Below are 19,416 nucleotides of genomic sequence, written 5' to 3' on the forward strand. Positions count from 1 at the left end.
ACTGATCCCGAGTCGGGTGTCGCTTCGCGGCTGAACTGGCGAGTTCTCAGCCACCGTGGCGAGCCACGTGGCGAGCGGCGGCCGGATTCTCAGCGGAAGTGGCGAACCCGGGCCGCTGCGGCTTGCCGCGCGCCAGCGACCCGGGAATCCGCCAGATCAGATGAGAATCAGGCGCGGCTGGGTGGCCGCCGCGCAAGTGGCGAAGGGCTGGTCAGCGCGATGACGGATCGCCAGATCGAACGAGAAGTGACATCGGGGCCGGTGCTGCGCTGCCGGTACACCGCGTGCCGGGCCGAGCTGGCCTACTCCGGCCGGGGCCGGCCGCCGGAGTACTGCCCGGACCGGCGCTGGCCGGGCGGGAAGACCTGCAAGCAGCTCGCCGCCGACGAGCGCGCCGCCGAGCTGGCCGCCGGCCTGGACGTGCCCCTCGCGGCGTACCGGGACGCGACGGCCCGGGTGCTGCCGGCCGTGCAGGCGCTGTCCGGCGAGCTGGCCGCCGTGGTGGAGGCGATGCGCGCCGTGGACGGCTCCGCCGTCGCCCGCATCGCCGAGGCAGAGGCCGCCGCGGTGGCAGCCGTCGAGCGGGCCCAGACCGCCGAGGCCGAGCGGGACAAGGCCGTCCGCGACGCCGGCACCGCCCGTGCCGAAACGGCGGCCGCGGCCGAGGCCCGGCGGACCGCGGAGCGGCGGGCCGCGACGCCGAGGCCGAGGCCGAGCGGCAGACCACCGAGGCGTGGCGGCGGGTCGTCGACGCCGAACGCGCCCAGGGCCGGGCCGAGGCCGCCGCCGGCGAGCGCGCCCAGGCCGTCATCGCCGAGACGCAGCGCCGGGAGGCTGCCGAGGCCCGGTCCGCCGACCTGACCGACCAGGTCGCCGGCCTGCGCCGCGAGCTGAAGGACGCCCAGGCCGAGACGCGCAAGACGGAGAAGGCGCTGCACGCCGCCATCCAGCGCGCCGACCAGGCCGAGGCCACCCTCGCCGCGACCACCGCCGAGCTGGAGACCGCCCGCACCGACGTGGTCGAACTTCGCGCCCAGCTCGACGTCACCCACTCCACCGCCGAGCGGCTCCACCAGGACCTGGCCGTCACCACCGCCCGCGCGGACACGGCCGAGGCCCGCGCCGCCGACCTGACCAACCAGGTGGCCACCCTGCGCCAGCAGTTGGCCGCCGCGCAGGCCGACCTCCGCGCGACCGAAGCCGACCGCGCCAAGGCCGAGCAGCGCGCCGCGCGCGTCGAAACCGCCCTCACGGCAGTCACCGCCGACCGAGACGCCGCCCGGACCGCCCTCACCGAGGCCGAGACGGCCCGCCGGCAGGCCGGCGACGACCTGCGCGCCGAGCGCGCCGCGCTGACCGACGCCCGCCGCCAGGTCGACCAGCTCCACGCCGAGCGGCGGCAGGCCGAGCAGGCCGCCCAGGAAGCCCGGACCGAGGTGGTCCGGCTGGAGACCGCCGCCGCGGCCGCCGCCGCGGCCGCCGCCGACCGCGCCGACCGCGCCGAGGCCCACGCCGAGCGCCTCCAGGGCCTGCTCGACCAGCTCCGCGCCGACCGGGGCCGGTGAGAGGCATCCCGGTAGTAAACAGCGAAAAATCAACGACAACGCTGGTCAGAGCAGGTGGCAGGAGGACAGCAGTGCTGCTCGTGTCGAGAGCCGGTTGACCAGCGTTGCCGTTGATTTCGGGCTGGAAGCTACGGCCAGGCCTCCAGGCGATCTGTGTGGCCGGGACACCCTGGTGTCCCGGCCACACTCGTCGCCGTTGCTACTCGGTTAGTAGGAGGTTCGCCAGGGTTCGAAGATCCTCAGGCGTCATCTCCGCTCGTAGTGATTCCGCGACCTTGTCAGGGGTGCCGCCGAGGCGCCTGATGGCAGATGCTGCTGCAGATTTGCGCGGGCGCCGCTCGCTCGTCGCGCCACTGCTCGGCAGCGTTTCAGAGGTGACGGGAGCTCGGTTAACCGCGGTTAATGGCGGCTCGGCTGGGGGCTGCTGTCGCTGTCGCAGTTCCTCAAGCTGCTCTGCGAGGGGGAGTTGGTGGAGGTCTCGGACGTCTCGGAGTGGCACCTCGCCGGATCTCAGCAGAGCCTGTAGCTCCGGCGCAAGCTTGAGCAGGTTGAGCCGTTGAGTCACCCAGGCCGGGGTGCGGGACAGCCGCTCGGCTGCGGCCTTGCCCGTCCCGCACTCCTGCACCAAGAGCTGAATCGCCCGGGCCTCCTCGATCGGATCCAAGTTCTCTCGGTCGAGATTCTCGGCTGCGGTGGCGCTGACCCAAGCCTCCCGGCTCTCCGCCAGACTGTTCTTGACGATGATGTCCAACGTCGGCTGGTTCGCCAGCAGCGCGGCGGCGCGACGCCTGCCGCCGGTGACCTGAACCCAGGTTGCCCTGCCGATGGCAGCCTCGTGCTCCGGGTAGATACGCAGGAAGGCTTCCCGGGATACCACCGCGCACGGCTGGAGCTGGCCGTGCGTGCGCATCGAGTCCGCAATGCTCCCGATTTTCGCGTGATCGGCGTCAAGGTCTCGGGTGTTCAGTGGGTTGGCCGCGACCTGCTGCACGCGAGCCGTCCGTGGCGCCGACTCGGCAAAGGCCGGAACCCGTGCCTCAGGAAGCGCCGGCTCGGTGGCGAGGTCCGACAGGTTGACTCGCTTCCCTGCCACGTCAGACCTCCTGGAGGTTTGGCACGCCGGCCTGTGACGGGATTGGCGCTGCCCCGCCGTAGCCCATCTCCAGCGCCAAGCGGAAGAAGTCCTCGCGCGCTTCCATCGCCACGCGGTTCCGCGGGTACTGCGTCACCACCATGCCCTCGGCGGACGCTCGGGAGTGCAGCTTGTACCGGCGGATGACCGTGTTGCACATGGGCCAGCCCTTGCGCTGAATAAACTGCGCGGTCTGCTGCAGGTCGGGAAGCCCGTCCCGCGGGTCCCAGCTGTTGACGACCACCCGGTACGGAATCCCGCGCGGCGCGATAACCGCTTCGATAGTTCTGGTGGTCGGGTCGTAGCAGAGCGGCTCCGGCACCATTGGCACGAGAACGTCATCGCACTCATCGAGCGCGACCTGGAGGATGCGCTCATCCTCGAGCGAGCCCGGCGTGTCAACGAAGATGTGCTCGTAGTGCAGGTTCCGCAGCTTGCGCAGGTCGCGCGGGTCGTCGACCTGGGCGAAGTCGAACGGCAGCCCTCCCTGCTGCTCCACACGCCGTGACCACCAAACTGACGAGGCTTGGGGGTCCGTGGATGCAACCATGACCGGGCTCTCCGGATCACCGATTGCCTCGGCGGTCGATTGGAGGATCGGCTCGGGGTTGACCAAGACGTCGTAGGTTACCGCTGCCAAGTTGACGGCGAGGGTGGTTTTACCAACGCCGCCCTTCTGGTTGGCGATGACATGTACCTGAGTCATGACGGGCTCCGTTCCGTTTGCTTCCCCTGGCCGTTGCGGCCGGGGTACTTCGGATGTCCCGCCATGCTAGGGCGAACTCCGGCCTGCTCAGAAGCCTGGTCCCGTCGGGAGTGTCTTGGTTAACCGCGGTTAATCACGTGTACCTAGCCTCAGTCCTGAGCGGCCTTAGTCGGACTTGGGGCTTGATCGCACTCGCGTTGTAGTCAGTTCGCGACGCAGGACTCCGCTAGCCGATGGCAAGCCGCGTAGCGGCGCGGGAGCGCGGATCCGCGAGGTCAAGGCCAGGGCGAGGGAGGTGCGCATCGGGCATCTTTCGGCCTCGCTCGCGACCTGGTCGCGTTGCCACAGGGGTCGCGGAGGGCATCCAGAATTTGGTGATCCGTGTTGGCTTCCCGAGTCTGGGTTCTTTCCGGATCTTGCCGAAACCCGCACCAGCCCCCGGCGGCCCGGGTGCGCTCTCACCAGTGGGGATGCTGCTTACCGCAACGGCGGGCTTGCATGAAAGTGCAGTGCTGTCTCGACGGTTAGTCAGGGTGGCTGCTCTACTGGGAGCCTCACACGGGCGCGCCGACGGGCGTGAAGCCTCAGGACGCCGGCGTGTAGAGCCGCCAGGATCGGCGGCTTGCCCGAGGCCGTCTGGATAGCGCTGGACCGGACCGGGGACAGTAACACCTGGTAGAGGCGTTGTGGCGACGTCGCGCCAGGCACGTGCAGGGGCCTGCCGTCGGTGGGCCCCTTCGTCGTGTCCGAACCGTGGCCGGCACTGCCATCGGCGAGCCGGCCGGTACATCGTCAACCCTGCGCGGAACTTTCACACGCCCCCTTGTCGGCCGTCCTGTCGATATGGCGGGACGTGGTGCTGATCCGCAACCATGGTCCGCGCGGGAAGACAGCTCACGCCACCCGGTCCTGTTGGGGCCGGAGAGCCCTCCCCGCACTGTCCACACAGTCCAGCGCTGTCCAGTAACGGAAGGGCACACGGCAATGAACGCTGTTGTGGGGTGCACCGCACCCGAGAAGTGGTGGGCCGACCAGCGGGCCAAGCGCCGCACGGTCGTGCTCGTGATCGTCCTGGTCTTCTTCACCTGGCTGACCGGCGTCGAGCAACTGAATGTGCTCGAGGCTGCCGGCCTTGTTGCGGTGATCGGGATTGCCGCCGGCATGGTGATCGATCGGGTAATCGACGGAAATCGCTCTAGCGGCGAGGACCTCGCCACGCTGTTGCGGCTGGTTGACGGCCCGGGACGATCCTGATGAAGGCGGCCATGCCCGGCCCGCGGCGCAGTGTCGGCCATGCCTCTAAACGGCGCGGGTGGGAGTACGGCGCTGACGGCGTCGCCAGCCGTGACTCCACCGTCTACGTCTTCAATGGCGGCGTGGAAAAGGTTCAGCTCATGGCGGCTGCGGCCGCCGAGGAGGTACTGGACCCGGAAACTGCCCGCCAGCAGTTGAGCGAGGTGCTCACCGCGGCTCGCGTCACCGCCGGTAAGCCGAAGCTGGCCAGGCTGGCGCGCGACGTCGGCTACTCCGAGTCGATGCTTTCTCGGGTGCTCAACGGCCACCTAGCGCCCAGTCGTGAGCTGCTCGATCGGCTCGCCGAGCACATGGACGTGGACACTCGTACCTTTACGTCCGTCTGGGTGCCGTTGTGGGAGGCCGCCAGCCGCAAGACCGAGCAGAAGTCCGACAACACCGGCCTGCAGGCCGGCCCGCCCGGCGCCCCGAACGGCTTCGAGTGCCCCGCGTGCGGCTCCTGGGTGACCAACCCGAAGCGTCACATCGAGTGGCACATGGCGCCCGACACAGGTTGGCAGGGCGGCTCGGTTACGCCGCTGCGTCCGGTGCAATAGCCGGCCGGATCAGCCGCCGCATGGCTGCCGGCCCCCCGCTCGTCGAGGGGCCGGCTTGCCGCTGCGAGTTGGACGCGATCGGATGGAGGGCCGTGCGCTCGAAGCCGGCTAGCTTGGTCTTGTGGTTGACGACCTCCTGCCCACCGCCTACTGCTCAAACTTCCCGGCGGCGGTCAGTCGAAGATCTGGGCCACCTCGACCGTGATACGCCGTGGGGATTGCTGTCAACGACGAGGGCAGCGGTGCGGCACCGGATGATCTCGCGCTTTAGTTCGGGAATCGCTGAAGGTGGAGCTTGATTCCAGCGTCCTTGGCCAGCTGGGAGGGCTGGCCGGTGAATGCCTGGACGGCGTTGAACAGCTCGCGTTCGTTCCGGCCGGTGAGCTTGTGCCCGATGATCTGAAGGAGCTGGCCCCACTTCTGCTGGGAGAGCGGTCGGTGCAGCTTGGCGACGACGTCGGAGTCGGTGAACGACCTCAGCGCCAGTGATGCCTGTTCAGGGGTGAACTTCTCGATCAGCTCCTGATAGATCGGGTCGGCGCTGATCGCGACGCCGTTGCCGTTGGTCAGGAAGACCTCGACGAGGTCGAGGACGTATTTCCGGTTCAGACTGGCCGGGATGTCGCTGTTCTGGCCGACGACCTCACGGAGCCTGCGGGCAATCGGCGGCTCGTTGTAGAAGTTGTTCCAGCCGTAGTGCGCGTCGCGAAGCTCGTCGAGGGTGCTGTCGATTTCCCAGGACCGCTCCTCAACCGTCAGGTAGGCGGCGCCGTCGACGAGGTCGATCAACTGCCGAGCGAGTGTTGCCTCGTTCTGGTCACCGTTGGCGCGGAACCGGCCGAGCCGAAACCCGAAGTTGTAGCGGATCTCGTCGGAGGTCCGGTTCCAGAGCGCGGGCCAGAGCCGGAGGATGTTGTCCAGAGTGTCCTGTGCGGTGGTCAGATCGGTGTATCGGCCGAAGAGACCGGAGGCGAGCGGGTCGGCCTGGGCGGGCGGGAGGTTCACGAAGAAGGCGGTGATCTCCCTGATCGTGCTGTCGTCGAGTCGCTGCTCTCGGACCTTTGCCAGGAGCCGCTTCACCTGGGCGGTGACCTGGTCGTAGGGCAGCGTGATGACGTTCTTGATGCAGACGCTCAGCCAGTTGGCCAGCTGCAGGCCGTTCAGCTCGGCCTGGTTGGGGTGTGCCGCGCTGGCCCAGTTCCGCATGTAGCGGATGAGTTCCAGCTCCTGAAAGCCGATTTCGCTGATCAGACCGATCTCGCGGCAGCCGGTGAGGAGTTTCTGGTCGTCGAGCTTGGGCAGATCGTCCTCGGTCTTGAGCTCCTGGCGCCTCTTGTCGGACTTCTCGGCTACCTCGTAGAAGTACTGCAAGTCGAAGTTTACGACGCGTTTGCGCAGTTCCAGGACGGTCTCGTCCCAGAGGTAGTTCAGGGCCGCGTCAAACAGGCCGACGGAGCCAGCGATGATCATCTTGGAGATGTAGCTGGACTGGCTCAGCTTCTCGGCCGGCAGCCCGGTAAGCGCGAACTGGGTGGTCTGCATCAGCACGTGCCGTTGGCTGAGATCGACCAGGATGCCCTCGGTTGGAAGACCGGCCTCGGCGAGACGGCCAAGGATCATGACCTCGAAGGACTTCAGCCCTTGAAGGGCAGCCTCGGGCGATCCGGTCGCGACAGCGCCGGCCGGACGGGGCACCAGTGATCCACTCATGACAGCGAGCGTAGTCCCCTCAATCGGGCATGGCGGAGGCGATTATCGCGTGCTGTGGAGGAGCAGTGCTGGGAGCGATGTGACCTTCCCGTCGGCGGCCGGCACCCCGGGCTTCCCAAGCTGTCCCCAGTGCCCGTATCGGGTCACCGGTTACGCCGCCATCTGCTGCAATGCGCGCCGGCCACCGTCCCGCCGCTGCTGGGTGCCCGATCTGCGCCCAGCAAACCGAGCAGGGGTCGTGCCGCATGCGATCTGCCGGCGTCCGCCGAACGAACGCGGCTTCGGCACCGTGCCGGCGATCTCTGTGCGCTCCTCGCCGCTGGCCGACGTGCTGTCCCGATTCAGTACGAGGGCATGTACGCCTGGAGCTGGATCTTCGGGCGGCTGGTCCTGTCGGCTGGCTGGACCGGCACGCCTGGACCGCGCGCGGCTACACCCTGGCCAACCCCTCCTTCACCGGCAGGTAGCCCCTACCAGCACGCCGAGATGATCCTGGACGCCGCCGTCACCGAAGACGTCCACCGCCGGTGGCCGATATTCTCCCGCGGCGGCCCGGGCAACAAGCTCGCGGTGCAGCGCCGCCACGTTGCCGCGCCAGTACGCCAACCGGCGCCGCAACTGCTCGTCAACCACGAATCGCGGCCGCGGCGCCGCGGTGCTGCCCGCTCGAGCGCGCCCGCTCCAGCCACCGCCACACCGTGCGTTCGGCCACCCCAACGCTCGATGCCGTCAGCTGCACCTGCACAGAACTTGAAATGGTGTGCCGTGACACCTCTACAGCGGACCTACGCCCGCGCCCCGAAGATGAGCCATAGCTGACCTGGCCTCAATCCCTTGACACGTTCCGCCGCCGGAGAGAATCGCAAGCGATGAGCAGCCTTGAGGAACTGGAACAGCGGATCGCGGCGAGGGAGGCCGAGTTGGCGATTGTGTGGCAGGATGCAGCGGCCGCCGGCGTCGACCGCGACGTCGCGGAGTACCGCGCCGAACTCCGCGGCCACACCCGCGTGCTCGGTGCGCTCCGCGAGACCCAGGTACAGCAGGGCCAGAGCCTCGACGGGAAGGTTGACGACCTCACTACCAGCCCGCCAGGGGTTCATGTGGGTCTTCAACGCCCGCCGCGCCGCCAACGGCGCTGGCCCGGTCGGCACCTGCTTTCGCCGGGACGGTGACCGATGACCACCTACGGCGATTACCAGGACCGGAAGCGGCTGACCGCCCGATACCGACGAGAGATCCGCAGCTACGGCACCCTCGGCGACCCGGAAGAAGCCATGGTCGAAGCCAACCTGACCGTCTTCGGCTGCTTCGGCGACCCCGGCCTGCCGCACCACTACGCCGGCGTGTACTTCATCGCCAGCGGCTCCTTCATCAAGATTGGTGAGGCCGCCGACCCGTACGAGCGGATGCGCCCCTTCCACACCGGCAACCCCCACGGCCTGGAGTTGCTGCACGTCATCGCCGAAGACAGCAGGTACGCCCGCAAGCGACGGGAGGGCGAGCTCCACCGGCGCTTCGACCGCCTGCTTCTGCCCGGTTATCGCGAATGGTTCCAGAACCACCCTGAGCTGACGGAGTTTATCGGCTCCATCTGCTCAGAGGAGTGCTACTCGTGACCGGCGACCACGGCGCCACCGCGCTGCTGACCGACCGGCTCGGCGGCATCCCGCTCGACGCCGACCGGCCCTGAGCAGGCCCCGCAGGAAGCCGCAGCCGCCTGCGCCCTGGGCGTGCAATGAGTGTGCGGTGGATCGCTCGGTTGCACCGTCAGCGCCTGCGCCGGCACCTCCGCTGTGTAGGGAAGGAGCCGTGGCCGCGACACGGACGGTCAGCCCCCACGACACTATGGAGGTCAGCCCATGTCTACTGAGGTACGCGCCAGTTCACCTCCGGGCAGCGATGCTCGTGCCGTCCAGCCCGTAGGGCCGGTCCCGACGAGGTGGGCGGGGCCCCCGGGACCCGGCCCCCGCCGGCCGCACCGGAACGTTCCCGGCCTCGCTGCCTGTACGGGTTCGGAAACTTTGGGGCCGAGATTTCCGGAGGGCGGGCTGGGTTTCGAGAGTTTCGAGAGCCGCCTACGCGCGGGCGCGCGAAGCCCCGATCCCATGAGTGGCCGCCAGCCCAAGAGCGCCGGCCACACAAGCGGACGCGTGAAGGTTCACAAATTCCGGGAAGAGGCCCACAAGCCGGGTGGCGAACCCCTGAAGTAGGCCCGCGGAAACGCCGCACCCCGCTCGCCGCTGGCGTGGCGGCCGGGGGTGTGCGGTGAAGCGTCGTACGGTGCGGGCGTGACGAAGTCTCGTGCCCGGCGGCAGGCCGCCGCCGACGCCACGTACCGGCGGGCGCTGAACCTGCCGACGAACGGCGAGCTGCCCAAGCAACTCGGCGCCACCGGGGCCGGCAGCACCTCCGGGGCCGGTAAGCCGTCGCGCAAGCCTCGCCCGAAGAAGACCACGGGCAAGACGGCCGCGACCGCCGGGAAGCGCCGCAGCGCGGGCGCCCAGCCGCGCGCGAAGCAGACCACCGGCGTCGCGGCCAGTTTCGCCGGCACCTGCGTGACGTGCGGACGCGGCTACCGTGCCGGAGCCCGGCTCGGGAAGGTGACCGAGGGATGGGCGCATGTGGCCTGCGCCGAGGCGGTCCGCGAGCGGGACCGGATCCTGCATGGGGAGACCTTCGCCGCGCGTAAGCCGTCGGACTGGCGGCTCGGCAAAGGCCCCTCATCGAGCCGGCTCACCCGCTGACCGAACCGGCGACGACGAGAACGGAGGCCACCCGATGGCGCGGCGCAAGATGCTCTGCGAGCGGTACGAGAGAGGCGAATCGGCGTTCGGCAACGGCCTGGACGCCGGCTGGTACCTCGCCGCCGTCGCGTGCGAGGAGCTGCCCGGGGAGGTACTGCGCGACGATCGCAGCGTCACCCGCGGGTACGCCGTCGGGTTCGGCCAGTGGTTCTTCTTCCCCGCGATCGAGCCGGCGCTGGCGTTCGGCCGGGCCGCCCGCATGTCGCTGGACTGCTCCGGCTACGGGGTATACGAAGCGGCCCGGGAACTGCAGTTCTGCCACCGCCACGAGGTCGACGAGTGGGTCCTGCTCCTGGCCGGGGAAAGCCTCGACCGGCGCCCCGACGAGGTCGAACACCTCAAGCGGTTCGTCCAGGGTGTGAAGGAGAACAACTGGTCCGCGCACTGGCATCCGCCCACCGGCTACATCACCGACCACGTCAACGGCCGGCCGGTCAAGACCCGCCAGCGGTCCCTGCCTCTCTAACCGAGCGCTACGCACCAGCCGCTGGAGTCCTTCGCGTTAGGCGGCGCAATCTCATGCTTGACCAGCGGGATCAGATGCCGGACCAACGCGGAAATGTCTCGGTGACGGGTAGCGACCGAATGAATGCGGAAAGTAGAGTGCCGCAGTACGAGTGGATGTCGGTCCCAAGTGGGGGTGATGTCCTCGTCCTCGTCCGCCGTTGGCGGCAGGGCGGTTGGTGCCCCACCGCCAAGCGGCGGACTTCGGGGGGTCTCCCGTGACAGCGGGAGACCCCCACCCCGCTCGCCTGAACCCTTGCGGACCGAGTCGGGGACATCTACACCCTGCCAGGTAACGCTAAGTAGCCTCTTGGTTGCCCTGGCTGAGCAATATGACAAGTACAACGCGTCAGGGCCCATGACCGCCACACCAGCAGCCTGATTTTGACAAATCTTGCGCTGATCTTGCGCCGATCGGCTGCCTCGGAGGCGTCGAACGAACGACCATCTCGATCAATAACAAGATCAATTGAAAAATATTTGACCATTCTGGACACGGCAACTTGCAGGAAGGTGACAGGGCGTGTGCTTAGGCTTCATGCACGCGTGCGGCTGACCGTGAGCTGATGACAGTCGGCTTCGGTTTTGCTGGATGGCCGCCGCGAGCCTGAACCCGATCGGGCGCCCCGTGGGCTCATGAGAGCCCCCGGGGCGTCCTCCCGTGAGAGGACCGTGTCTGTGCGTGACGTAACCTGTCTACCTCATCTCGACGTTCCCGTCCGGCAGAACCGCTGGCTGGTCCAGGTGTTCCTGGTCGTCGGCGTCTACGGGCTCGTGCTGACGATGCTGGCGTGGGGCTTCCCGGTCGAGGTGTGCGTCCTGGCATCGGCGGCGGTCACCGCCACGGCCGTGCAGGCGACGCGATCGGCGGCGGCGCCCGCCCGCTCGCTCCTGTCCTACCTGGCGGCTCTGCCGCCCCGCGCGTGACCGGAAGTAGTCGCAATGGGGCGACACCTGAAGCCGATCAGCGACCGGAAGCCGGCCAAGCAGCTGGCGTTAAAGCTGCGCGAGCTCAAGGGGGACATCCCCTTCGCTCGCCTGGCCAAGCAAGTCCACGTCAAGCCGAACACGCTGTCCACCATGGCGGACGGCACCTACCGCGGCTGGCAGTGCGTGGAGCAGTTCCTCGAGGCGGTCCGGCTGTGCGGGGTCATTGTCACCGAGGAGGACCTCAGCCAGTGCCGCACTTACCACAAGATCGCCGAAAAGCTGCACCGAGAAAGGGGAAACCCCAGCTTGGCGGCGTCGAGCGAGGTCCCGGTGCTGCCGTCGAAGACCGAGACGGTGGTACTCGCGCCGCGGGTCGACGAGGACGACGACAGCAGCGTCGTCACCTTCACTCGGACCGATCCGATGCTCGCGTGCCCGAGCAGCCTCGCCCAGGCACGCACCGTGCACGACGTGGTCGCGACGCTGCTGGACCTGATCACCGACAAGAACATGGACATCCGAAGCTGGCGCCAGAGCACGACCGCCTCCTGGTCGACGGGCCGGTCTGGCACGCCGGAGTGGGAACTCCTCACCGCCCGCACCGAGCCGACCCTGCCGGTGGTGCTCTCCATCGTGAGGCAGTGCGGAGGCGGCCCAGCGGACCTCGCCCGGTGGGAACAGCAGTGGAAACGCATCGTCACGCCCGGCACCCGGTTCGTCGGCACGGCCAAGCCACCCGAGGAATCCCGGTCCTCGGAGGCCACCATTGCGCTCACGACCGCCGAACCGGTCAGCGACGACGACTTGCAGCGAATCCGTGACCACTTCGGCGACCCCCCGGTCAAATCGGGGAAGAGCCGCCCGCCTCTGTGGCGCCGGCTGGCCCCGTCCCGGGTCACCCGGGTCCTGACCAGGCGATGCCCCGGGGAAACGCTGCCACCACCTGATTGACCAACCGGGCTGGCCGGGGTTGCCGTTTGCTTCAGGCACGAACGGCAACCCCGACCCCGCTCACAGCGCAGGCCAGGCCGCCTGTGACAGATTCCGGTCGGCAGGCGACTGACACTGTCTGTGTCAAGGAAGGTGGCCATAGAGGCGGACTTGGGGAGGGGTGCTCTGTCTGACCGGGCGTTCGTGCAGCGGCTGCGGACCGCTGGCGGTCCGTCGCACGAGCTGCTGGTGCTGCTCGACCAGCACCGCGTGCTGACCACCAACCAGTTGGCCCGGGTCACCGGTGCGCCGGTCGGCACGGTGTCCCGTGACAGGCATATCGGCCCGGCGCTGTGTCCCTGACCTGGGCGGGCTTTCTTCGATGGCAAATGATCAAGCGGCTGATTGTCATCGAAGTCGGCCCGCAGTCGCGTTGGACGGGGACGGTGTCGGTCATTCCAGCAGCGACGGCGGGACTGAGCCCCGGCACCCTCTACAACCACATCCCCGACCTGCGCGAGCTGCGCGCCGCCGGCCGAGCGCTAGTGCTGGCCAACGAGGCCAGAGGCCGTCGACGGTGGCGGGAGTTGACGCTGCGCGTCGCGGCGGAGCCGGATCAGTCGGTGGCGGCGGATCACGCGGACGAGGTGATCAGCCAGCGTGACGTTGCGGTGGCGTTTGATCAGGTTCTGGAGGCCGATCGGGAGGTCCTTCGGCTGGTCGCCTGGGAGCGTCTGACCGTCGCCGAGGCGGCGGTCGTTCTCGGGTGCTCGCGGGCGACGTTCGCGATGCGGCTGATGCGCGCCCGCCGCCGGCTTCGGACGCGACTGGGTGTGGTCGGTGTCGAGGCGGGGCAGGCGCCGCAGACGGCGCCGTCGATGTCGAATGGGGGGCGATGAGATGAACTCTGCCGATGAGGTACGTCAACTGTTGGGCGGCTTGGATCCCGCACGGGACAGCCGGCCCGAGGACGAGGAGCGTCGTACGCGCGACCTGGCGCGAATCCTCGCCACCGACCGCGCGGATCGTCCGGCCAGACGGGCGGTGCCACGACGCCGTCTCGTGCTGACGGCTGGCGCGGTGGTCCTGGCGCTGTTCGCTGGTGCGGTAGTGCTGGAGACGACTCGGGATCCGCAGCCGGCGTACGCGGCCACCCCCGCGATCCTCACCTACGGCCCGCCGGCGAGCACGGAACCGGCCAGAGCCCGGCTGCGGCGCCTGGCGGAGGTGGCGGCGGGACAGCCGGCACCGCAGCGGCCAGCCGGTACAGTCGAGTACCTGGAGTCGGCGAACTGGTTCCTGAACTCCTCGATCACCGGCGGGCGAACGACGTCCGCTGTCGTACCGGAGCAGTGGCGATCCTGGCGGACCGACGACAACGCCGGCCGGCAGATCTGGAAGGCACTGCCCCCGACGTTCCGTTCTGACGAGGACCGCCGGGAGTGGAAGAAGCGCGGCGGCCGGACCAACTCGTCGGAGAAGACACGCGACTACGCGGCCGGCGAGTTCCACCGCTGGCGGGGCCCGGTGCCCACGGACGCCACCACGTTGCGCGCGTGGCTCACTGCTGGCGCGCCCGCGCCGGAGGCCCCAGTGCAGTACCTGGAGGCTATCGCCGAACTCGCCGGCGTGCGGCTGCTGAACCCGGCGCAGCGCGCGGCGGCACTCAGGCTTCTCGCTGACCTGCCAGGTATCACGGTGACCGGCACTGTCACCGACCGCGCCGGGCGGTCCGGGGAGGCGTTCTCGATCACCTCTGACGCCCATGGTCTACCCGCCCAGTACACCGTGATCGTTGACCCGACCTCCGGCGCGTTGCTTGGATACGAGGCGGTGCTGACCGAGACGGCGGGCATGTTGAACGTGACGATCCCCGCAGTGATCACCTACCGGTCGTACCTGGTCGCCGAGTACGCCACCATGCCCCGCTGACGAGTCTGGGTGGGTGGCGTCCCGGAGACGCCACCCACCCAGACGAGGGTGCGATTGCTGAACCGCTCAGGGCATCAGCCGTGGATGTCCTCGGTCCGGTCGTTGTAGGTGCCCAGGTTCGCCGACGCCGTGCAGTCGGTCATCGTGAGGTTGTCACCGGCGCCGTCGCCGAGAATGCCGCTGTCGCTGCCCGAACACCCGAAGAGCCCGCCACCCTGGTTGTTCGTGAACGACGTCGTCATGTCCACGAACGCCCAAGTCGCGAGGTCGTGCCAGAACTCGTCGTTGAAACTGAGCTTGCGACCTCCGAAGTTCTGGTGCTCGTAGATGCACACCCAGCCCTCGTCGCACCCGTTCCAGTCGAGTGTGCCAATGGGCCCGGCAGTACCCCGGGACACGCCGATCGACGTGGCGCGAGAAGCCAGATCGGCCTTCTCCTCCTCGCGGGAGGCGTAACAACGCACCTCGGTGCGCGACAGGACGGCGCAGGCCTGCGCGCCCTCCCAACTCTTGGACAGGTCGATGGTGCGGCCCTGGAACGAGGCGAGCGATGTGTCGCGCGGCACGACCCGGTCGACGACGCCTGGCTGCTCCTGGGCCGCGGCCCTCGAGTTGGTCTTCACGGGTTTTGTCGCCGGTCAGGGGTAACCCCCGATCCTCCCACCCTAGGCACCCTCCCGTCTGTCACTTTCCGAACATGCATAGATACACACAGTTAACATGTGGGCCGGTCGTCGATGGCAGCCTAACCCTCAACCCACTCGCATCCCTCTATGGAGGTTTTGCTCATGCGGATGCTACGCATCGCCCTCGGGCTGGCCGCAGTCCTCGCCCTGTCCGGACTCGTCGGCGCAGGAGTCGCCACTGCGGCACCGGCGGACACGACCCGCCAGGGCGTGCCGGGGTCTTGAGCCCTGAACTGCTCAGGACCCGGCCGCATGCCACCGCGACACAGGTGGCGTGATCAATCCAGCGCTTCTGGCAGGACGAGACTGCCGGCGCTGCAGCCGCTATGAAATCAAGCCAGAAGGCTCGGAGGACAGTATGACGCTCGAACAGGGAATGGTCATCGCTGTTGCGGAATGGCTACCCAACGGCAACGAGTGGTGGGCCACCTTTAAGGTCACGTTGACCAACTACACCGATGAAGACACCATCGACCCGAAGATCGCTTTCTCCTTCACCGACGCCCACCATATTGTCAACAACTACGGACTCGTCTTCACGCCATCCGAGTCACCAGTGCGCACCATCGAAGGTGTCCTCGTCGCGGAGAAGAAGATCATCCCGGCGCACGGGTCGCAGTCGTTCACCCTCGCCATGCAGAACGGTGGCGTCGGGGCCGGCGAGGACCCCAAGCTGCTACCGCAGACCTTCACCGTTGATGGCCACAGCGCCGACCCGCCCGCCGACAACGAGCCACCCACCACACCCTGCCAGGTCCGCGCCCTCGCCGCCGCCGCGCACAGTCTGAGCCTGGAGTGGGCCCCCTCCACCGACAACATCGCCGTGGCGGGTTACGAGATCACCTTCCATCCGGCCGACGGCCCAATCGCCACGATCACGACGCCCCGGCCCAACGCCACCGTGTCCGGCCTGGCACCCTCCACCACGTACACGTTCCAGGTCCGGGCCTACGACATCTCCCGCAACTACTCCGGTTACTCCGAGGACTTCACCGCCTCCACCACGCAGCCGCTACCCGACCCCGGCGACTGGGACGCCCCCCGGGCACCCTTCGTCGACTACACGGCCTGGCCCAACCCGCAACTGACCGAGTACGCCAACGAGTCCGGCATCGACGGATTCTTCACCGGATTCCTGGTCGCTAAACCCGGCGGCGACAAGAAGGTCTACTGGGGCGGCTACGACAGCCTCGGCGACGCCACCACCAGCACCCACGGCAAGGATGACATAGCCGCGTTCGCGGCCAGGCGCGGCAAGACCATCCTGTCCTTCGGCGGGGCGTCCAACGTGCCCCTGGAAGAAGAGGAAACCGACGTCGTCAAGATCGCCGCGACCTATGAAGCGATCCTGGCCAATTACAACGTCAACCACCTCGACTTCGACTTCGAAGGCGGATTCATCCACAACGACGCCGGCCAAGACCGCCACGTCGCGGCCATCGCCCAAGTCCTGCAGGCCCACCCCAGCCTCAAGGTCTCCTACACCCTGCCCGTCGACGGGGCACCCGGAAGCCTCGTCGGCTTCAACGACGGCGGGGTACGACTCCTGCACCGCCTCGCCAATGCCGGAATCCAACCCTCCCTGATCAACGGCATGCTCATGGAATTCGGCCAGACCTCACCACCGGACGCCTACGAGTGCTGCGTCATCGCCCTCAACGGCATGTTCACCCAGATCTCCGCCGCCTGGCCGGACTGGGTCCCCGCCAAGGTATGGCGTCGCATCGGCGCCTGCCCCATGTTCGGCCGCCACATCAACGGGAAGATCTTCACCCTGCACAACATGCGTCAACTCGTCGAATTCGCCCGGGAACGCCAACTCGGCTGCCTCTCCGGCTGGGACGCCACCCGCGACCGTAACCAGGGCACCCTGCCCGAGTGCGCGGACCTCAGCGGCAACGACCTCGCCAAATGCACATACGTCGAACAACAGGCGTTCGAATTCTCCAAGATCATCGCCACGTATCGGCCCGACGACCCCGCATGACAAGCCCCAGAGAGGATCTCCAGGGCCGTGCCCCGAGCGCCCAGCTCGTCCTCGACGATCCTGCCAGGCGCACCGCTGCGGTCGCCCCTACATAGAGATGTCTCTGGTCCGGTGGCGGCTATCGACAGCCGTTCAGTCTAGGAGCGCCGAGGGCTTGATCGCTTGTGGTGAGGCTGCGCGCGGACACCGGCACGATGCAGGCCCTTGTAGCGCCGGTCAGCCCAGCGCCAAGGTGTGGCAGCCCGGCGGCGACCTGTGTACCTCGACGCCGAACTGCCCTGCACGACGACGGGGCGGGGACAATCGTTTCCAGGGAGCCCGGGGTTGACGGGAGTCAACCCCGGGCTCGGTAGGGCTACCTCTGGCCGCGATGGTTGCGAGCCACAATGGCGACCAGGTGTAGCAGGTGAGCGATGGTCCTGGCCGTCGTGGCCAGGCATCGCGACCCGGTGCGTGCAGGATCTCTGCCGCCATATCGGCCGCGGTGGCCATGGCGATGACCCTCGTGGTCCTTTCCTTCTCATCGCTGGCTGCGACGGCGCGGTGGACGGACGCTTGCCGTCTGGGGTGCATGACCGCCTCCTGCGCCGGGCCGGTGCCCCCCCCCCACGTGCCCGCACTGCGACGCGCTGGCCCACCAGGTGCGCGTGAGCCGGTCGGGGCAGCGCCAGTTCGTCGCGCTCGCTCCGGCCTCACTGTGAGGGGGCCGGAACGGCATCCGTTGACTGCGGGGCAGGTGGCCGTGGGGTGGGTTCCCATGCCCGTGCCCACCGCCGAACACGGGGGTCGGAAGGAAGAACGGGACGGAATTTGGCGCTAAAGCCGTCCTGCCGGTGGGTGTCGTGTCCGGCACGGCTAGCGCAATTGAGGTCACGGGGTGGCCCGGTCAGGCCGCCTGGTGCCGCGTAGCGCTGATGCGGAACGGGTGGGGGTACTCGGCGTTGCAGCCAGCGCACCAGGCTCGGAACAGCAGGCTGGTCGCGGTGTCGCCGAGACTTGGTTCCACCTCGTAGCGAGTGTCTTCGATATTGGCGTAGAGGCGCTGCCAGCGGATTGGGCAGAGGCAGGCCGCCGTGCTCATGCCGTTGCCTGCCCGTCCTCGGGATCGGAGGCTCGCCACTCTCGGGGCTTGGCGCCGGTGGCGTCGGCGACCTGGGCGACATCGCGGTGGCTGTAGGCGGTGCGGGTGCCGGAGATGGACATGCCGGCGGCTGCGGCCAGGTCGCCCAGCGTGTAGGGGCGGGGTTGGACGAACTCGCGGCCGTAGGCGATCAGCTCGCGGATCCGCTGCTCGGCTTCCTCCTTCGCGCGGCGGGCACCGGCCAGCGCGCCGATCAGCGGGTCCTGGTCGCCTCCGTCCCACGCGGCCCGCAGGTTCTCGACAGCACGTTCTTGGTCCTCGGCAGCTTCGTCTCGCGCCGCGAGAAAGCCGTCGTCGTGCTCCTCGCCGGGGTCGGGTTGCGGGATCGGGTAGAGGATCGCGGCCACGTCGGTGAAGATGTCTCGTCGAGTCACGCCTACATTCTGCGCACTTGTTTGCGATGATCACAAGTTATTGCGCGCGCCGCATTTGATGCCTCGTCCTTCGGGTTTCTGATCTTGTTTGAGAAACGATCGTTTTCCGGACAAGATCAAGATGCGTCGTCGGGGTGGGCAGATCGCGTCCGAAAAACCCGTCCGAGAAGTCGGCGTGTCCAACAATGCAACGACGGGTTTATTGGGCACTGTCCTGACCCGGCGAAGGTGACATGTTCCAGTCAAGTTGACCTGCTGGCCCGGCAGTCAGGCCAGCCGACCCACTGAAGCTGCTCTGCGTGTCGGAGTTGCCCAAGGCTGCAACCGCCGGAGCCGGGTCCTACGGTCCTCGGCTTCTTCCGTACGTATCAGTTCGAGTGGGTCTCCGTAGCTCCCGGCGGGTCCAGTGAAGTTGACATCTCGCTGGTCACAAGCGTGCCCACTGATCAGTTGTGTTGGGTCAGGACAGGCACGCTGGACAGCGTGACCCTCACTCCCATGCCCGCCGAGGGTGACCTGCTCGCCCCGACTCCGCTCGCGGGCGTGCTCGTCGGCTACGGGCGAGTCTCCACCCGTGAGCAGAATCTCGCCCGGCAGCAAGCCGCACTGACTGAGGCCGGCTGCGCCAAGTGCTTCTTCGACAAGGCCTCCGGTAAGAACACGGACCGGCCCGAGCTGGCCAAGGTGTTCGAGTACATCCGGCCCGGCGACGTGCTCACCGTCCTCTCGCTCGACCGGCTCGGCCGATCGCTGGAGGATCTGATTGGCATCGTCGGTCGGCTCAAGCGCCATGGCGTCGGTTTCCAGTCCCTGCACGAGAAGCTAGACACCACCACCGCAGGCGGGATGTTCGTCTTCCATGTCTTCGCTGCGTTGGCCGAGTTCCTACGAACCATCATCGTGGCCAACACCAACGAGGGCCTGGCCGCCGCTCGCGCCCGCGGGCAACGTCTCGGCCGGCCGCCGGCGATGACACCGGAGAAGGCCGCGTACGCCCTGCAGTTGCTCGCCGAGCCGAACCGCACGATGACCTCGATCGCCAAGCTTCTCGGCGTTTCGCGCAGCACCCTGTACAGCGCGCTGCCTGGCCTCATCCCGGCCCAACGCGAACAGGTCGCTCTGGGAGGCCGGTGAGCCAGCCGAATCATTCAGGATCTGTAGTGAG

22 protein-coding genes are annotated in these 19,416 nt (G+C 68.1%); 15 read left to right on the top strand and 7 right to left on the bottom strand.

Annotated elements, in window-relative coordinates; genetic code table 11:
* Positions 1–219 precede the first annotated feature (219 nt).
* Positions 220–861: a hypothetical protein gene (locus JD77_RS34565; RefSeq protein WP_246141387.1), complete on the top strand. Its 642-nt coding sequence runs from the start codon at positions 220–222 to the stop codon at positions 859–861.
* A 155-nt stretch (positions 862–1,016) separates the two neighbouring features.
* Entirely contained in the window at positions 1,017–1,565 is a 549-nt protein-coding gene (locus JD77_RS34570; protein ID WP_246141388.1) for a hypothetical protein, read from the top strand.
* A gap of 199 nt (positions 1,566–1,764) precedes the next feature.
* Here the strand turns inward: JD77_RS34570 and JD77_RS31400 are convergent, their stop codons facing one another.
* Together JD77_RS31400 and JD77_RS31405 are read right to left on the bottom strand one after the other, a co-directional pair.
* Positions 1,765–2,658, bottom strand: a complete 894-nt coding sequence (locus tag JD77_RS31400; RefSeq protein ID WP_145777897.1) for a ParB/RepB/Spo0J family partition protein — start codon at positions 2,656–2,658, stop codon at positions 1,765–1,767.
* 1 nt (position 2,659) lies between these two features.
* Positions 2,660–3,403, bottom strand: a complete 744-nt coding sequence (locus JD77_RS31405; protein WP_145777898.1) for a ParA family protein — start codon at positions 3,401–3,403, stop codon at positions 2,660–2,662.
* A gap of 984 nt (positions 3,404–4,387) precedes the next feature.
* On the opposite strand from JD77_RS31405, the gene JD77_RS31410 reads away from it, so the two are divergent.
* Positions 4,388–4,657, top strand: coding sequence for a hypothetical protein (locus JD77_RS31410; RefSeq protein WP_145777899.1), 270 nt, complete (start codon positions 4,388–4,390; stop codon positions 4,655–4,657).
* A complete protein-coding gene (locus tag JD77_RS31415; protein ID WP_145777900.1) occupies positions 4,657–5,253 on the top strand; it encodes a helix-turn-helix domain-containing protein in 597 nt (198 codons plus the stop codon). The genes JD77_RS31410 and JD77_RS31415 overlap by 1 nt, the downstream gene beginning before the upstream one ends.
* Positions 5,254–5,520: 267 nt before the next feature.
* Here JD77_RS31415 and JD77_RS31420 read toward each other — a convergent pair whose 3' ends face one another.
* Together JD77_RS31420 and JD77_RS35845 are read right to left on the bottom strand one after the other, a co-directional pair.
* Positions 5,521–6,963, bottom strand: a complete 1,443-nt coding sequence (locus JD77_RS31420; RefSeq protein WP_145777901.1) for a hypothetical protein — start codon at positions 6,961–6,963, stop codon at positions 5,521–5,523.
* 453 nt (positions 6,964–7,416) lie between these two features.
* On the bottom strand, positions 7,417–7,596 hold the full coding sequence (locus JD77_RS35845) for a hypothetical protein (protein WP_145777902.1): 180 nt from the start codon (positions 7,594–7,596) through the stop codon (positions 7,417–7,419).
* 236 nt (positions 7,597–7,832) lie between these two features.
* On the opposite strand from JD77_RS35845, the gene JD77_RS31430 reads away from it, so the two are divergent.
* The 9 genes from JD77_RS31430 (at position 7,833) to JD77_RS31465 (ending at position 14,063) form a co-directional block, all read left to right on the top strand.
* The gene (locus JD77_RS31430) at positions 7,833–8,135 is read left to right on the top strand and encodes a hypothetical protein (protein ID WP_145777903.1); all 303 of its coding nucleotides are present in this window, start codon (positions 7,833–7,835) and stop codon (positions 8,133–8,135) included.
* A 3-nt stretch (positions 8,136–8,138) separates the two neighbouring features.
* Positions 8,139–8,579, top strand: coding sequence for a GIY-YIG nuclease family protein (locus tag JD77_RS31435; RefSeq protein WP_145777904.1), 441 nt, complete (start codon positions 8,139–8,141; stop codon positions 8,577–8,579).
* Positions 8,580–9,251: 672 nt separating this feature from the next.
* Positions 9,252–9,707, top strand: a complete 456-nt coding sequence (locus tag JD77_RS31440) for a hypothetical protein (protein WP_145777905.1) — start codon at positions 9,252–9,254, stop codon at positions 9,705–9,707.
* Between the two features lie 34 nt (positions 9,708–9,741).
* The gene (locus JD77_RS31445) at positions 9,742–10,233 is read left to right on the top strand and encodes a hypothetical protein (RefSeq protein ID WP_145777906.1); all 492 of its coding nucleotides are present in this window, start codon (positions 9,742–9,744) and stop codon (positions 10,231–10,233) included.
* 716 nt (positions 10,234–10,949) lie between these two features.
* Positions 10,950–11,198, top strand: a complete 249-nt coding sequence (locus JD77_RS31450; protein ID WP_145777907.1) for a hypothetical protein — start codon at positions 10,950–10,952, stop codon at positions 11,196–11,198.
* Between the two features lie 15 nt (positions 11,199–11,213).
* Positions 11,214–12,152: a hypothetical protein gene (locus JD77_RS31455; RefSeq protein ID WP_145777908.1), complete on the top strand. Its 939-nt coding sequence runs from the start codon at positions 11,214–11,216 to the stop codon at positions 12,150–12,152.
* 183 nt (positions 12,153–12,335) lie between these two features.
* The gene (locus tag JD77_RS32655; RefSeq protein ID WP_170286668.1) at positions 12,336–12,494 is read left to right on the top strand and encodes a hypothetical protein; all 159 of its coding nucleotides are present in this window, start codon (positions 12,336–12,338) and stop codon (positions 12,492–12,494) included.
* Between the two features lie 26 nt (positions 12,495–12,520).
* The gene (locus JD77_RS31460) at positions 12,521–13,030 is read left to right on the top strand and encodes an RNA polymerase sigma factor (RefSeq protein ID WP_246141389.1); all 510 of its coding nucleotides are present in this window, start codon (positions 12,521–12,523) and stop codon (positions 13,028–13,030) included.
* 1 nt (position 13,031) lies between these two features.
* The gene (locus JD77_RS31465) at positions 13,032–14,063 is read left to right on the top strand and encodes a CU044_5270 family protein (protein ID WP_145777909.1); all 1,032 of its coding nucleotides are present in this window, start codon (positions 13,032–13,034) and stop codon (positions 14,061–14,063) included.
* Positions 14,064–14,137: 74 nt separating this feature from the next.
* On the opposite strand, the gene JD77_RS31470 is transcribed toward JD77_RS31465, so the two are convergent.
* Positions 14,138–14,686 carry a peptidase inhibitor family I36 protein gene (locus JD77_RS31470; RefSeq protein WP_145777910.1) on the bottom strand — a complete coding sequence of 183 codons (549 nt, stop codon included), beginning with the start codon at positions 14,684–14,686 and terminating at the stop codon, positions 14,138–14,140.
* 337 nt (positions 14,687–15,023) lie between these two features.
* On the opposite strand from JD77_RS31470, the gene JD77_RS31475 reads away from it, so the two are divergent.
* Positions 15,024–16,736 (top strand): fibronectin type III domain-containing protein, encoded by a 1,713-nt coding sequence (locus JD77_RS31475; RefSeq protein ID WP_145777911.1) that lies wholly within the window; start codon positions 15,024–15,026, stop codon positions 16,734–16,736.
* Positions 16,737–17,622: 886 nt separating this feature from the next.
* Here JD77_RS31475 and JD77_RS31480 read toward each other — a convergent pair.
* A complete protein-coding gene (locus JD77_RS31480) occupies positions 17,623–17,817 on the bottom strand; it encodes a hypothetical protein (RefSeq protein ID WP_145777912.1) in 195 nt (64 codons plus the stop codon).
* The gene (locus JD77_RS31485; protein ID WP_145777913.1) at positions 17,814–18,251 is read right to left on the bottom strand and encodes a hypothetical protein; all 438 of its coding nucleotides are present in this window, start codon (positions 18,249–18,251) and stop codon (positions 17,814–17,816) included. The genes JD77_RS31480 and JD77_RS31485 overlap by 4 nt, the downstream gene beginning before the upstream one ends.
* A gap of 483 nt (positions 18,252–18,734) precedes the next feature.
* Between JD77_RS31485 and JD77_RS31490 the strand changes: the two genes are divergently transcribed.
* A complete protein-coding gene (locus tag JD77_RS31490; RefSeq protein WP_425463604.1) occupies positions 18,735–19,385 on the top strand; it encodes a recombinase family protein in 651 nt (216 codons plus the stop codon).
* Positions 19,386–19,416 lie beyond the last annotated feature (31 nt).

The sequence above is a fragment of the Micromonospora olivasterospora genome, from assembly GCF_007830265.1.
GTDB classification, from domain to species: domain Bacteria; phylum Actinomycetota; class Actinomycetes; order Mycobacteriales; family Micromonosporaceae; genus Micromonospora; species Micromonospora olivasterospora.